The organism is Serratia sp. FS14, from assembly GCF_000695995.1.
GTDB classification, from domain to species: domain Bacteria; phylum Pseudomonadota; class Gammaproteobacteria; order Enterobacterales; family Enterobacteriaceae; genus Serratia; species Serratia nematodiphila.
The window spans coordinates 611,783-624,969 of sequence record NZ_CP005927.1; the positions used below are offsets into that span (position 1 = coordinate 611,783).

The window sequence follows — 13,187 nt, forward strand, 5'->3', positions numbered from 1 at the left end:
CTTATTCGTATTCATCCCAGCCGTCAAACTGGCGACTTTCTTTTTGCATTTCGCGATGGAACAGCTCTTCCAGCTCGCGCCGCGCTTCTTTCACGCGGGAAATTTGCGCCACGTCGCCCTGATGCGGCGGCATCAGTTCACGCAGCATGCGCATATCCAGGCGGCGGAAATGCTGCTGGGCGCGGAAGGCCTGATGCGGGTGCATGCCCAACTCCATCAACGCCTTGCGCCCCAGTTCCAGCGCGCTGGAGAAGGTTTCGCGGCTGAACTGTTTCACGCCCGCCTGCAGCAACTCATGCGCCTCCACGCGGCCGCGTGCCCGCGCCAGAATACTCAGATTCGGGAAGTGCTGCTGGCACAGCCGCACGATCTCCATGGTGTCTTCCGGCTCATTGCAGGTGATCACGATCGACTTGGCCTTTTCGGCGCCCGCCGCGCGCAGCAGCTCCAGCTCGGTGGCGTCGCCGTAATAGACCTTGTAACCGTAACGCCGCAGCACGCCGACGGCGCTGACGTCGCGTTCCAGTACGGTAATGCGCATTTTGTTGGCCATCAACAGGCGGCCGATCACCTGGCCGAAACGCCCGAAGCCAACGATGATCACCTGCGGATCGTCGTCCTCTACGTACGGCGTCTCCTCGTCTTCGCCTTTGGCGTTATAGCGGCGCGCCAAAATGCGGTCGATGGCCTGCATGAGTAACGGTGTGGTCATCATCGACAGCGTCACTACCACCAGCAGCAAAGAGAGTTGATCCGGCTGCAGCACCTTTTGCGCGCCCGCCGCAGAAAACAGCACGAAGGCAAACTCGCCGCCTTGGCTGAGCACGCCGGCGAACTGCAGGCGCACCGAACTGCGCAGGCCGAACAGGCGCGACACGCCGTAGAGCACGCCGGATTTCACCGCCACCAGCGCCAACACGCCGATCAACACCTCGGCCAAATGGGTGTAGAGCACGCCGATATTCAACACCATGCCCACCGAGATAAAGAACAGCCCCAGCAGCAGCCCTTTAAACGGCTCGATGGAGATCTCCAGTTCGTGGCGGTATTCGCTCTCCGCCAGCAGCACGCCGGCAATGAAGGTGCCGAGCGCCATCGACAGGCCAAGCGTCTCCATAAACAGCGCCGAGCCGAGCACCAGCAACAGCGCCGCGGCAGTGAAGATCTCGCGCACGCCGGAAGCGGCGATATAGCGGAACAGCGGCCGCAGCAGGAAGCGGCCGCCGATCAGCATGCCGCCGAACGCCGCCACCTTGAGCGCGATCTTCGCCCAGTCATCGCTGGTGCCGCCGGCGCCGGCCAGAATGGGGATCAACGCCAGCGCCGGGATCACCGCCATATCCTGGAACAGCAGCACCGAGAAACCCAGCTGCCCGCCTTCGTTGCGATTCATGCCCTTTTCGCGCATCAGCTGCAGCGCCATGGCGGTGGAAGACATCGCCAGGCCGATACCGCCTATCACCGCCGCCTGCCAGGCGAAGTGCGTCAGATACAACAATGCGCCCAGCACCGCCGCGGTGATCAGCACCTGGCCGGCGCCGGCGCCGAAGATCGAGCGCCGCAGCTCCCACAGCTTGCTGGGATTCAGCTCCAGGCCGATGATGAACATCAGGAACACCACGCCCAGTTCGGAGAAGTGCAGGATCTCGTCAACGTCGCGAATGAAGCCCAATCCCCACGGGCCGATGGCGATACCGGCGATCAGATAGCCCAGCACCGCGCCAATCCCCAGACGACGGGCGATCGGCACCGTCACCACCGCGGCAAACAGGAACAGCAAAATGGCGGTCAGTAAGGTCGATCCTTCCATGATCATCGTCCTCCGTGCGGCAGCGGGTGGCTCAGCCACTCGCCGTAGGCGTCCGCATGGCTGCGCAGCACCTCCGGCTTTTGCCGCCGCGCCCAATACACCACGAACGGCGTCAACCAGTGCATATGGCACATCCCGGCGGTCAGCTCGAACGGCCGCAGGATATCTTCCATCGGATAGTGGTTATAACCGCCGGTACGGTAGGCGCCTTCCGGCTCGCCGGTGGTGATCACCGAGCGCCAGTACTTGCCCGCCAGCGCATTGCCGCCCACGCCGCTGGCGAAGCCGCGCGCCAGCACGCGATCCAGCCACTCCTTCAGCAGCGCCGGGCAGCTGTAGGTATAGAGAGGATGCTGAAACACGATGACCTGATGCTCACGCAGCAGCTGTTGTTCGTGATGGATATCGATAAAAAAATCAGGATAGTGCGCGTAGAGATCGTGCACGGTGACATGTTCCAACTGCTGCGCCGGTCGAAGCAAAACCCGGTTCGCCACCGAGTCATGGGATTCCGGATGGGCATACAGCAGCAAGACCTTGGGCGGCTGCGACATCATTCCCCTCCAAAGCGTCGTCAGGGTAGCGGTTTTCCGTTACCATGCATCGCAAAGACAAAAACAGCGCGCGGTGCGCGTTCTGTTACCTTAATGATAATTTAACATACTCTGAACATACGGCGCTTTATGATTGTATTCTCCTCGCTACAAATCCGACGCGGCATTCGCGTCCTGCTGGACAACGCCACGGCGACGGTTAATCCCGGTCAGAAGGTCGGCCTGGTGGGCAAAAACGGCTGCGGCAAATCCACGCTGCTGTCGCTGCTGAAGGGCGAGATCGCGGCGGACGGCGGCAGTTTCACCTTCCCCGGCAACTGGGCGCTGGCCTGGGTCAACCAGGAGACGCCAGCGCTGGACGTGCCGGCGATCGAGTATGTTATCGACGGCGACCGCGAGTTTCGCCAGCTTGAAGCCGAGTTGCAGGCGGCCAACGATCGCAACGACGGCCACGCCATCGCCACCCTGCACGGCAAGCTGGACGCCATCGACGCCTGGACCATCCGTTCCCGCGCCGCCAGCCTGCTGCACGGCCTCGGCTTCTCCAACGAACAGCTGCAAAGCCCGGTGCGCGACTTTTCCGGCGGCTGGCGCATGCGCCTCAACCTGGCGCAGGCGCTGGTGTGCCGTTCCGATCTGCTGCTGCTCGACGAACCGACCAACCACCTGGATCTCGATGCGGTGATCTGGCTGGAGCGCTGGCTGAAAAGCTATCCCGGCACGCTGGTGCTGATCTCGCACGACCGCGACTTCCTCGATCCGATCGTCGACAAGATCCTGCATATCGAACAGCAGACGATGAACGAGTACACCGGCAACTACTCGTCGTTCGAACGCCAGCGCGCCACCAAGCTGGCGCAGCAGCAGTCGCTGTATCAGCACCAGCAAGAGAAAGTGGCGCACCTGCAAAGCTATATCGACCGTTTCCGCGCGCAGGCCACCAAGGCCAAACAGGCGCAGAGCCGCATTAAGATGCTGGAGCGCATGGAGCTGATAGCCCCGGCGCACGTCGACAACCCGTTCACCTTCAGCTTCCGCCCGCCGGAAAGCCTGCCGAACCCGCTGCTGCGCATGGAAAAGGTCAGCGCCGGCTATGGCGAGAAAGTGATCCTGAAGTCCATCAAGCTGAACCTGGTGCCCGGCTCGCGCATTGGCCTGCTCGGCCGCAACGGCGCCGGGAAATCGACGCTGATCAAACTGCTGGCCGGCACCCTGGAGCCGCTGAGCGGCGAGATCGGCCTGGCGAAAGGCATCAAGCTGGGTTACTTCGCCCAGCATCAGCTGGAATTTTTGCGCGCCGACGAATCGCCGCTGCAGCACCTGAGCCGCATCGCCCCAAGGGTGCTGGAGCAGCAGCTGCGCGACTATCTGGGCGGTTTCGGCTTCCAGGGCGACAAGGTCAGCGAAATGACCGAGCGTTTCTCCGGCGGCGAGAAGGCGCGGCTGGTGCTAGCGCTGATCGTCTGGCAGCGCCCGAACCTGCTGCTGCTCGATGAACCGACCAACCATCTGGATCTCGACATGCGTCAGGCGCTGACCGAGGCGCTGATCGATTTCGAAGGCGCGTTGGTGGTGGTATCGCACGACCGTCACCTGCTGCGCTCCACCACCGACGATCTGTACCTGGTGCACGATGGCCAGGTCGAGCCTTTCGAAGGCGATCTCGACGATTATCAGCAGTGGCTTGTCGACCTGCAGCGCCAGGAAAGCCAACAGGACGCGCCGGAAAAAGAGAGCGGCGGCAACAGCGCGCAGGCGCGCAAGGATCAAAAACGCCGCGAGGCGGAGTTCCGTACGCAAACCCAACCGCTGCGCAAGCAGATCGCCAAGCTGGAACAGCAGATGGAAAAACTGGGCGCCGAACTGGCGGCGGTGGAGGAACAGCTGGCGGATCCCGCGCTGTACGACATCAGCCGCAAGGCCGAGTTGACCGACTGCCTGCAAAAGCAAAGCCAGGCCAAATCCGCGCTGGAAGAGACGGAAATGACCTGGCTGGATGCGCAGGAACAGCTGGAGCAGTTAACGCAGGCGTTCGAAGCCTAAGCCTCAGGCCTTGTAAAAAGGTTTATCCCCCAGAATGGTCGCGCGGTGCATGATGCGCCGCTGCGGCAGATAATCCGCGTTGGCGTAGTGCTGCGTCACGCGGTTATCCCAGATCGCCACGTCATTTTCCTGCCAGCGCCAGCGCACCTGAAACTCCGGCTTAGTGATGTGAGCAAACAGGAAATTCAGTAAAGCATCGCTCTCCTTCGGCGCCACATCCACGATCCGCGTGGTGAACCCTTCATTGACGAACAGCGCCTGTCGGCCGCTGACCGGGTGAGTGCGCACCACCGGATGCAGCAGCGGCGGGTTTTTCTGCACCGCCAGTTGCCAACGCTGGTGTTCTTCTTCGCTACCGCGATGCTTGTGCTCCGGGAACGACTTGGTGAAGTCATGCTCTGCGCGCAACCCCGCGAGCAGCGTTCTGAACGGCGCCGACAGCGCTTCGTAGGCCGCGATGCCGCTGGCCCACAGCGTATCGCCGCCGGTGGCAGGCAAGGTCTTGGCCGCCAGGATCGCGCCCAGCGGCGGGTTCTCGATAAAGGTCACGTCGGTGTGCCAGTTGTCGTTGTCCGGCGGATTGTCGTCGTGGGTATCGAGCACGATGATCTCTTCCACGTCGGTGGCATGCGGATAGACCGGATGGATATGCAGATCGCCGAAGCGCCCGGCCAGATCGCGCTGCTGCAACGGCGTGATCGGCTGGTTGCGGAAGAACAGCACCTGATGCTTGAGCAACGCATGATAAAGCTGTTCAAACTGGCCGTCGCCCAACGGCCGGGCCAACTCGACGTTTTCCACCAGCGCCCCGATGTAAGGCCCCAGCGGGGTGATATTCAGACGTTCGTTCATTGCTGTACTCCATGCCACGGGGTCAATCGGCGCTGCAGGGCGCGCAGCCCCAGCTCCAACCCAAATGCAATCACCGCAATCACGCCGATGCCGGCCAACACCACGTCGGTCGCCAAAAACTCACCGGCGGATTGCACCATAAATCCCAGGCCGCGCGTGGCGGCGATCAGTTCGGCGGCCACCAGCGTCGACCAGCCGACGCCCAGCCCGATGCGAATGCCGGTCAGGATCTCCGGCAGCGCGCTCGGCAGTACCACGAAACGCAGCACCTGCCAACGCGTGGCGCCCAACGCGCGGGCGGCGCGCACTCGTACCTGTGCCACGCTGCGCACGCCGGCCACGGCGGAGAGCGTCACCGGCGCGAAGATCGCCAGATAAATCAGCAAGATTTTCGAGGTCTCGCCGATGCCGAACCAAATCACCATCAGCGGCAGATAGGCCAGCGGCGGCACCGGACGATAGATCTCAATCAGCGGATCGAGGATGCCGCGCACCGTGTCGTTCAACCCCATGGCGATGCCCACCGGAATGCCGACGATCACCGCCGCCAGCAGCGCCACCAAAATGCGCCCCAGGCTGGCCGCCAGATGCTGCCATAGCGTGGCGTCCATAAAGCCTTGCGGGCTGGCGATGGTGATCAACTGGTGCAGCACCTGCTGCGGCGCCGGCAAAAACAGCGGGCTGATCAGCTGCAGCGCCGTCACGCCCCACCAGACGATCAACACCGTCAACAGCGTGGCGCCGCTCAACCAAACGTTGCGCGGCACGCTGAAACGGCGCGCCGCTTTGCCCTGCGGCTGGGCTGCGGCCTTTAACGTGGAATGCAGGCTCATAACAAGGCCTCGCGCTGTTGGAAAACTTTGCCCAGCACGTATTCGCGCTGAGCGATAAATTCAGGATCGGACTTGATGGCGCGGCAGGCTTCGCCGTCGGCATAGCGCTGGCCGAAGTTCAGCGATAGCCGCTCCACCACCTGCCCCGGCCCCGGCGACAGCAGTAACAGTTCACTGGCGAGGAACACCGCCTCTTCGATATCGTGAGTGATCAGCAGCACCTGCTTGCCGGTATCGCGCCAGATGGTCAGCAGCAGCTCCTGCATCTGCTCGCGAGTGAACGCGTCCAGCGCACCGAACGGTTCATCCAGCAACAGCAGACGCGGATCGGCGGCCAGAGCGCGGGCGATGCCGACGCGTTGGCGCATGCCGCCGGAAAGCTGCCAGATGAAATGCTGTTCATAGCCTGCCAGCCCCACGCGCTGCAGCATCTGCTCCGCCACCTGGCGGCGCTGCGCCTTGCCGATGCCGGCCAGCTGCAGGCCGAACTCAACGTTGTCCACCACGTTACGCCACGGCAGTAAGCCCTCATGCTGGAACACCACGCCCCGTTCGGCGCCCGTGCCGTGAACGGGCGTTCCATCCAGCGTGATGCTGCCAGCTGAAGGCTCGATAAACCCGGCGATCAAATTCAGCAGCGTGGTCTTGCCGCAGCCCGATGGGCCGAGCACCACCACCAGTTGCCCGGCGGCGATCTGGAACGACACGTCACGCAGCGCGGGCCGCCCCTGATACTCTGCTGAAAGATGATTGACGTTTAGCATCCTGCTTCCTTACGACTGCGGCGCAGCCTGCACCTGTTTCACAAAACGGTCGGTGACGTAAGCGCTGTAGTCGCTGTCGACCTGCGGGATCTTGCCTTGCTGCTTGAGGAATTCGGCGGTATCGCGGATTGCCTTGTCCACCGGCTGGCCGAGCTGGGCGACCTGATCGGCCACCGGCAGATAACGGTTCCCCTTCACCAGTTCCGGCACCTGCGCTTCCGGCACGCCGCTCAGGCGCGCCAGTGTGCTGAGATGGCTCGGATCTTTCAGCCACTGTTCCGGTGCCGCCAGGTAGGCCTTTTGCGCCTGCAGGGCGCTGGCGGCAAAGGCGGTTACTACGTCGGGATGTTTCTCTGCGAAGTCTTTGCGCACCACCCACACGTCCAGCGTCGGTGAACCCCATTCGCCCACCTGCGCGGAGTCGGTCAGCACCTTGCCCTGTTTGGCCAGTTCGTTGACCACCGGCGCCCAGACGTAAGCGCCGTCGATGTCGCCGCGCTGCCAGGCGGCGGCGATGGCCGGCGGCTGCAGATTGAGGATCTTCACCTGTTCAGGCTTGATGCCCCAATGTTTGAGCGAGGCCAGCAGGCTGTAATGCGTGGTGGAGATAAACGGCACCGCGATGCGCTTGCCGATCAGATCCTGCGGGCTTTTGATGTCATTTTTCACCACCAGCGCTTCGGAACTGCCGAGCTGCGAGGCGATGAGGAATACTTCGATGGGGAGTTTTTGGCTGGCGGCCACCGCCAGCGGACTGGAGCCGATATTGCCGATCTGCACGTCGCCGGAGGCCAGCGCGCGCAACACGCTGGAGCCGCTGTCGAACTTACGCCAGTCCACGGTCGCGCCGGACTGTTTGGCGAAGCTGTTTTCCGCCTGCGCCACCTTGGCCGGCTCCGCCGACGTCTGGTACGCCACGGTCACGTCCACCGCGTAGGCGCTGGCCGCGCTGAGCGACAACGCCAGCAGCGCCGCGTTGCGTAAAGAAAAGAGTTTGCCCGCCATGTTCCGCTCCGTTGATAAAAATCTGTTCAGTTGCTGACAGTTTTATCTGAGCGATGACGGGTGATAAAAGAATAAAAAAATCTTCTTTATTACCTTAGGTAATATTAAAGCGGATCACAGCGCGATCGTCCCGTGCAAGAACACGTGAGCGTAGCCGCCCAGCAGCGTGCGGTCCCCTTGCAGTTCGCAGAACAGCTCGCCGCCGCGCGCCGAAATCTGCCGGGCGTGCAACCGATGGCGGCCGAGACGCGCCGCCCAGTAAGGCATCAGCGTGCAGTGCGCGGAGCCGGTGACCGGATCTTCACCGCCGTCGAGCGTGAAATAGCGCGAAACGAAGTCCACGGTGTCACCCGGCGCGGTGACGATCACCGCGCGGCCGGCCAATGCGATCAGCGCCGGGATGTCCGGCCGCAGCGCGCGCACCTGCGCCTCGTTTTCAAGCACCACCAGCAGCGCTTTCGCCTGCCACACTTCCTGTGGCTGCACGCCCAGCAGCGCCGCGAGGCCCGCCGGTTCGGCGACTTTCTGCGGCGGCCTGGCGGGGAAATCAAGCACCAGCCGCTCCCCGTCCCGCTCATCGCGCTTGACGAACAGCTCGCCGCCGGCCGATCTGAAGCGAATATCCTTCAGCGCCGGGTTAACCGCGCTGAACATCACATGCGCCGCCGCCAGCGTGCCGTGGCCGCAAAGATCGACCTCGCGTTCCGGGGTAAACCAGCGGATGGCGGTCATGTCGCCGTCATCCCAGACAAAGCTGGTTTCCGGTAGGCCAATCTCGTTGGCGATCGCCTGCAGCCGCTCCGTCGGCAGCGGCTGCGTCAACAGGCAGACCCCGGCCGGGTTGCCGCGCAACCCCTCACCAGTAAAGGCGACCACGTGATAATAGTTTTCCGCCATCGTTCACTCCTTAATGCCAGATCAGTAACACACAGGCTGCAGTCAACAACCCCATGGAAACGTTGAAGATAACCCAGGCCTTTTTACTGCGCAGCAGGCGACCGATTAGGGTGCCGAACGCCAGCCAGATAATGCCGGCGACGATGTTCACCACCACAATGCCCAGCGCGATCGCCGCAATGGAACCGTTGTACTTATCGCCCGCCAGACTGAAGCTCGCCACCGCGCCCAGCGCCATCAGCCAGGCTTTCGGGTTGAGGAACTGCAACAGCCAGCCCTGATACAGCCGCACCGGCTGCGGTGGCGCCACGTCGGTTTCCAGCTTTTCATAGGCGGCGGTGGCGACTTTCCACGCCAGCCACAGCAGGTACAGGCTGCCGAGGATTTTCAGGATCAGGTGCAGCGACGGGTAGACCAGGATCAGGCTGCCGACGCCGAAGGCCACCAGCAGCAAAATGCTTTGCATGCCGAGCATGATGCCGATCATCAGCCCCAGCGAACGCATAAAGCCAAAGTTCGCGCCGGAGGTGGTCAGCAGCAGGTTATTGGGGCCAGGCGTGATGGCGGCGACCCACAGGAAGCCCAGCATCGAAAGGAATAAACTCGGTTCCATGGCACGGGTGCTCCTCACCCAAGGCGCTTTTTTGCAGTATCATTGTCAGTTATTGGTATTGAAGCTAACAGTGCGCCTGGGATCTCACAATAGTCGCCAACAACATTTTTACTCCGCCTATGCATGACGTCTTTCGCCCCCTGACCGGGGCCAGTAACCCGCACCTGCAAACGCTGTTGCCGCGGCTGGTGCGCCGCCGCGTGTTATTGAAACCGCATTGGCAACGGCTGGAATTGCCCGACGGCGATTTCGTCGATCTCGCCTGGAGCGAGGATCCGGCGCAGGCGCGCGACAAGCCGCGCGCGGTGCTGTTTCATGGCCTGGAAGGCAGCTTCTACAGCCCCTACGCGCACGGCCTGCTCAACGCCTGGCGCGAGCGCGGCTGGCTCGGCGTGGTGATGCACTTTCGCGGCTGCAGCGGCGTGCCCAACCGCAAGCAGCGTATCTACCACTCCGGTGAAACCGAAGACGCGCGCTTCTTTCTGCGCTGGCTGCGCGATAGCTACGGCGAGGTGCCAACCGCGGCGGTAGGCGTTTCGCTCGGCGGCAACATGCTGGCCTGCTATTTGGCGCAACAAGGCGCCGACAGCCTGCTGCAGGCGGCGGTGGTGGTCTCGGCGCCGCTGATGCTGGAACCCTGCGCCTACCGCATGGAGCAAGGCTTCTCCCGCGTTTATCAGCGCTACCTGCTGGGGCAGCTGAAACAAAACGCCACCCGCAAGCTGTTGCACTACCCGGATACTCTGCCGCTCAAACTGTCACAGCTGAACGGGTTGCGACGCATCCGCGAATTCGACGACGCCATCACCTCGCGCATTCACGGCTTCAGCGACGCCACCGACTATTATCGCCGCTGCAGCGCCCTGCCGCTGTTGCCGGCGATCCAAACGCCGCTGCTGATCATCCATGCGAAGGACGATCCCTTCATGACCCATGAGGTGATCCCCGACGTCGCCGGCCTGCCGCGCAATATCGAATATCAGCTGACCGAGTTCGGCGGCCACGTCGGCTTTGTCGGCGGCACGCTGAAAAAACCGCACATGTGGCTGGAGCATCGCATTCCGGCCTGGCTTTCCCCTTATCTGGACATTCCGACGTGATTATTCCCTGGCAAGAACTGGCAACCGACACCCTGAACAGCCTGATCGAATCCTTTGTGCTGCGCGAAGGCACCGATTACGGCGAACACGAGCGCTCGCTGGAGCAGAAGGTGGAGGACGTGCGCCGCCAGCTGAAAAACGGCGAAGTGGTGCTGGTGTGGTCGGAACTGCATGAGAGCGTCAACATCATGCCGCGCGGCCAATTCCGCGCCGGGCAGGAAGAAATTTAGTGGCGCCCGGTTCTATGACTGACGGAAAAAATCAGGTAACAATGGGGCATTGCAAACCAGCGCGCGCCATTTTTCCTGACATAGAGAGCGTCAACAAGAGCCACAATAATCCCCTGACGCCGGCGCATTCAACACGGAGTGACAACCATCATGTCTGCCAAACATCCCGTTATCGCGGTGACCGGTTCCAGCGGCGCCGGCACCACCACCACCAGCGTGGCGTTCCGTAAAATCTTCCAGCAGCTCAATATCCGCGCCGCCGAACTGGAGGGCGACAGCTTCCACCGCTATACCCGGCCGGAAATGGACGCGGCGATCCGCAAGGCGCGCGATCTGGGCAGACACATCAGCTATTTCGGCCCCGAGGCCAACGACTTCGGCCTGCTGCAGCAGAGCTTTATCGACTACGGCAAAAACGGCACCGGCCGTTCGCGCAAGTACCTGCACACCTACGACGAAGCGGTGCCCTATAATCAGGTGCCGGGCACCTTCACCCCGTGGGAGCCGCTGCCGGCACCGACCGACGTGCTGTTCTACGAGGGGTTGCACGGTGGCGTGGTTACTGAGCACCATGACGTGGCCAACCACGTCGATCTGCTGGTCGGCGTGGTGCCGATCGTCAACCTGGAGTGGATACAGAAGCTGATCCGCGATACCGGCGAACGTGGCCACTCCCGCGAGGCGGTGATGGATTCGGTGGTGCGTTCGATGGAAGACTACATCAACTACATCACGCCGCAGTTCTCGCGCACCCATATCAACTTCCAGCGCGTGCCGACGGTGGACACCTCCAACCCGTTCGCCGCCAAAGCCATTCCCTCATTGGATGAAAGCTTCGTGGTGATCCACTTCCGCGGGCTGGATCAGATTGACTTCCCCTATTTGCTGGCGATGCTGCAGGGCTCGTTTATCTCGCACATCAATACGTTAGTGGTGCCGGGCGGCAAGATGGGGCTGGCGATGGAGCTGATCATGGCGCCGCTGGTGCAGCGGCTGCTGGAAGGCAAGAAGATCGAATAAGCGCGTTGAGCGCGGCGGCGGGCCGCGCTCCGTCTCGATTACACCGGCTGGCGGATCTCGAAGCTGTGGGTCACCGTGGCGGCCTTGTTGAGCATCAGCGCCACCGAGCAGTACTTCTCCGCCGACAGGTTCACCGCTCGCTCTACGATTTTGTCGGTCAGATCCTGGCCGGTGACGATGAAGTGCAGGTTGATATGGGTGAACAACCGCGGGGCTTCTGCACGGCGCTCTGAGGTCAGCTTCACCTCGCAGTCGCGCACGTCGTTGCGCCCTTTTTGCAGGATGGACACCACGTCGATCGCGCTGCAGCCGCCCACCGACATCAGCACCATCTCCATCGGGCTGGGCGCTTTATCACCGGCGTTGCCGTCCATCAGCACCTGGTGGCCGGAGGCCGATTCACCCAAAAACGTTAACCCTTCCACCCACTTAACTCTTGCCTGCATTCTGGTCACTCCGGTTGATTTCTTAAAATCAGAGTACGCTTTCGCATAGAAACAGGCAACGTAACCTGATGCTAATCATGCTGAAGCGAGACAACACGAGACACCCGCCTTACTCTGTGCTACAAACAGAGCCGCAATAAATCTTTCCGGGACACTGAATTTCAGGGAAACGCCCAGAGAAAGGCTCCTTTACCGGTATGTTAACAGAATGTAGCTTGCAGCGCTTACGGCAAGTTAATATGCTAGAGCGACAGCGTATTTTTATGACACGCCTCAAAACTTGCCGGTAGCCCTCGCTCATGACTGCGGCTACAGGCGGGTTTTACAGGGAACTCTGACCCCTGTGACACAAGGCAGCGATAACAACAGAGGATAACAGCGAATGGTTCTCGGCAAACCGCAAACAGACCCTACTCTCGAATGGTTCCTGTCTCATTGCCATATCCACAAATATCCATCGAAGAGTACGCTGATTCACCAAGGTGAAAAGGCCGAAACGCTTTACTACATCGTGAAAGGCTCCGTCGCGGTGCTGATCAAGGATGAAGAAGGTAAAGAGATGATCCTGTCCTACCTCAACCAGGGGGATTTCATCGGCGAGCTCGGATTGTTCGAAGAAGGCCAGGAGCGCAGCGCCTGGGTTCGCGCGAAAACCGCCTGTGAAGTGGCCGAAATTTCCTACAAGAAATTCCGCCAGCTGATCCAGGTGAACCCGGACATCCTGATGCGTCTGTCCGCCCAAATGGCGAGCCGCCTGCAGGTCACCTCCGAAAAAGTGGGCAACCTCGCCTTCCTGGACGTGACCGGCCGCATCGCGCAAACCCTGCTGAATCTGGCGAAGCAACCTGACGCCATGACTCACCCGGACGGCATGCAGATCAAGATCACCCGTCAGGAGATCGGCCAGATCGTCGGCTGCTCGCGTGAAACCGTTGGCCGTATTCTGAAAATGCTGGAAGATCAAAACCTGATTTCCGCCCACGGCAAAACCATTGTCGTCTACGGCACCCGTTAATCCCC

At 61.6% G+C, this 13,187-nt stretch carries 14 protein-coding genes; 5 read left to right on the forward strand and 9 right to left on the reverse strand.

Annotation, left to right across the window (positions count from 1 at the left end; translation table 11 throughout):
• Nucleotide 1: 1 nt before the first annotated feature.
• On the reverse strand, nt 2-1,810 hold the full coding sequence (gene kefB / locus L085_RS02875; protein WP_044031918.1) for a glutathione-regulated potassium-efflux system protein KefB: 1,809 nt from the start codon (nt 1,808-1,810) through the stop codon (nt 2-4).
• Nucleotides 1,811-1,812: 2 nt separating this feature from the next.
• Nucleotides 1,813-2,364: a glutathione-regulated potassium-efflux system ancillary protein KefG gene (gene kefG / locus L085_RS02880; protein ID WP_028127618.1), complete on the reverse strand. Its 552-nt coding sequence runs from the start codon at nt 2,362-2,364 to the stop codon at nt 1,813-1,815.
• 129 nt (nt 2,365-2,493) lie between these two features.
• On the opposite strand from kefG, the gene L085_RS02885 reads away from it, so the two are divergent.
• Nucleotides 2,494-4,407 (forward strand): ABC transporter ATP-binding protein, encoded by a 1,914-nt coding sequence (locus L085_RS02885; RefSeq protein WP_044029966.1) that lies wholly within the window; start codon nt 2,494-2,496, stop codon nt 4,405-4,407.
• A gap of 3 nt (nt 4,408-4,410) precedes the next feature.
• Here the strand turns inward: L085_RS02885 and tauD are convergent, their stop codons facing one another.
• The 6 genes from tauD to L085_RS02915 form a co-directional block, all read right to left on the reverse strand.
• Nucleotides 4,411-5,259, reverse strand: a complete 849-nt coding sequence (gene tauD, locus L085_RS02890; protein ID WP_004930389.1) for a taurine dioxygenase — start codon at nt 5,257-5,259, stop codon at nt 4,411-4,413.
• On the reverse strand, nt 5,256-6,092 hold the full coding sequence (gene tauC, locus L085_RS02895) for a taurine ABC transporter permease TauC (RefSeq protein WP_033631937.1): 837 nt from the start codon (nt 6,090-6,092) through the stop codon (nt 5,256-5,258). The genes tauD and tauC overlap by 4 nt, the downstream gene beginning before the upstream one ends.
• Nucleotides 6,089-6,856 (reverse strand): taurine ABC transporter ATP-binding subunit, encoded by a 768-nt coding sequence (gene tauB, locus L085_RS02900; RefSeq protein ID WP_044029967.1) that lies wholly within the window; start codon nt 6,854-6,856, stop codon nt 6,089-6,091. The genes tauC and tauB overlap by 4 nt, the downstream gene beginning before the upstream one ends.
• Nucleotides 6,857-6,865: 9 nt before the next feature.
• Nucleotides 6,866-7,861 carry a taurine ABC transporter substrate-binding protein gene (tauA, locus tag L085_RS02905; protein WP_004930383.1) on the reverse strand — a complete coding sequence of 332 codons (996 nt, stop codon included), beginning with the start codon at nt 7,859-7,861 and terminating at the stop codon, nt 6,866-6,868.
• A 114-nt stretch (nt 7,862-7,975) separates the two neighbouring features.
• Nucleotides 7,976-8,758, reverse strand: coding sequence for a PhzF family phenazine biosynthesis protein (locus L085_RS02910; RefSeq protein ID WP_044029968.1), 783 nt, complete (start codon nt 8,756-8,758; stop codon nt 7,976-7,978).
• Nucleotides 8,759-8,768: 10 nt separating this feature from the next.
• Nucleotides 8,769-9,371: a LysE family translocator gene (locus L085_RS02915; protein WP_044029970.1), complete on the reverse strand. Its 603-nt coding sequence runs from the start codon at nt 9,369-9,371 to the stop codon at nt 8,769-8,771.
• A 119-nt stretch (nt 9,372-9,490) separates the two neighbouring features.
• Here L085_RS02915 and L085_RS02920 point away from each other — a divergent pair, with 119 nt between their 5' ends.
• The 3 genes from L085_RS02920 to L085_RS02930 all read left to right on the forward strand — a co-directional run bounded on the left by L085_RS02920 (nt 9,491) and on the right by L085_RS02930 (nt 11,721).
• Entirely contained in the window at nt 9,491-10,471 is a 981-nt protein-coding gene (locus L085_RS02920; protein ID WP_033645258.1) for a hydrolase, read from the forward strand.
• A complete protein-coding gene (locus L085_RS02925) occupies nt 10,468-10,701 on the forward strand; it encodes a YheU family protein (protein ID WP_004930376.1) in 234 nt (77 codons plus the stop codon). Before L085_RS02920 ends, L085_RS02925 begins: the two co-directional genes overlap by 4 nt.
• A gap of 150 nt (nt 10,702-10,851) precedes the next feature.
• Complete coding sequence (locus L085_RS02930) at nt 10,852-11,721, forward strand: phosphoribulokinase (RefSeq protein WP_033636275.1); 870 nt, start codon at nt 10,852-10,854, stop codon at nt 11,719-11,721.
• Nucleotides 11,722-11,759: 38 nt separating this feature from the next.
• On the opposite strand, the gene L085_RS02935 is transcribed toward L085_RS02930, so the two are convergent.
• Nucleotides 11,760-12,167, reverse strand: a complete 408-nt coding sequence (locus tag L085_RS02935) for an OsmC family protein (RefSeq protein ID WP_044029974.1) — start codon at nt 12,165-12,167, stop codon at nt 11,760-11,762.
• Nucleotides 12,168-12,549: 382 nt separating this feature from the next.
• Here L085_RS02935 and crp point away from each other — a divergent pair, with 382 nt between their 5' ends.
• Entirely contained in the window at nt 12,550-13,182 is a 633-nt protein-coding gene (crp, locus tag L085_RS02940; protein WP_004090925.1) for a cAMP-activated global transcriptional regulator CRP, read from the forward strand.
• Nucleotides 13,183-13,187: the final 5 nt, after the last annotated feature.

Bases quoted from the DNA above. Each gene is read 5' to 3' on its own strand.
- kefB (WP_044031918.1), bottom strand. From the start codon at position 1,810: ATGGAAGGATCGACCTTACTGACCGCCATTTTGCTGTTCCTGTTTGCC.
- kefG (WP_028127618.1), bottom strand. From the start codon at position 2,364: ATGTCGCAGCCGCCCAAGGTCTTGCTGCTGTATGCCCATCCGGAATCC.
- L085_RS02885 (WP_044029966.1), top strand. From the start codon at position 2,494: ATGATTGTATTCTCCTCGCTACAAATCCGACGCGGCATTCGCGTCCTG.
- tauD (WP_004930389.1), bottom strand. From the start codon at position 5,259: ATGAACGAACGTCTGAATATCACCCCGCTGGGGCCTTACATCGGGGCG.
- tauC (WP_033631937.1), bottom strand. From the start codon at position 6,092: ATGAGCCTGCATTCCACGTTAAAGGCCGCAGCCCAGCCGCAGGGCAAA.
- tauB (WP_044029967.1), bottom strand. From the start codon at position 6,856: ATGCTAAACGTCAATCATCTTTCAGCAGAGTATCAGGGGCGGCCCGCG.
- tauA (WP_004930383.1), bottom strand. From the start codon at position 7,861: ATGGCGGGCAAACTCTTTTCTTTACGCAACGCGGCGCTGCTGGCGTTG.
- L085_RS02910 (WP_044029968.1), bottom strand. From the start codon at position 8,758: ATGGCGGAAAACTATTATCACGTGGTCGCCTTTACTGGTGAGGGGTTG.
- L085_RS02915 (WP_044029970.1), bottom strand. From the start codon at position 9,371: ATGGAACCGAGTTTATTCCTTTCGATGCTGGGCTTCCTGTGGGTCGCC.
- L085_RS02920 (WP_033645258.1), top strand. From the start codon at position 9,491: ATGCATGACGTCTTTCGCCCCCTGACCGGGGCCAGTAACCCGCACCTG.
- L085_RS02930 (WP_033636275.1), top strand. From the start codon at position 10,852: ATGTCTGCCAAACATCCCGTTATCGCGGTGACCGGTTCCAGCGGCGCC.
- L085_RS02935 (WP_044029974.1), bottom strand. From the start codon at position 12,167: ATGCAGGCAAGAGTTAAGTGGGTGGAAGGGTTAACGTTTTTGGGTGAA.
- crp (WP_004090925.1), top strand. From the start codon at position 12,550: ATGGTTCTCGGCAAACCGCAAACAGACCCTACTCTCGAATGGTTCCTG.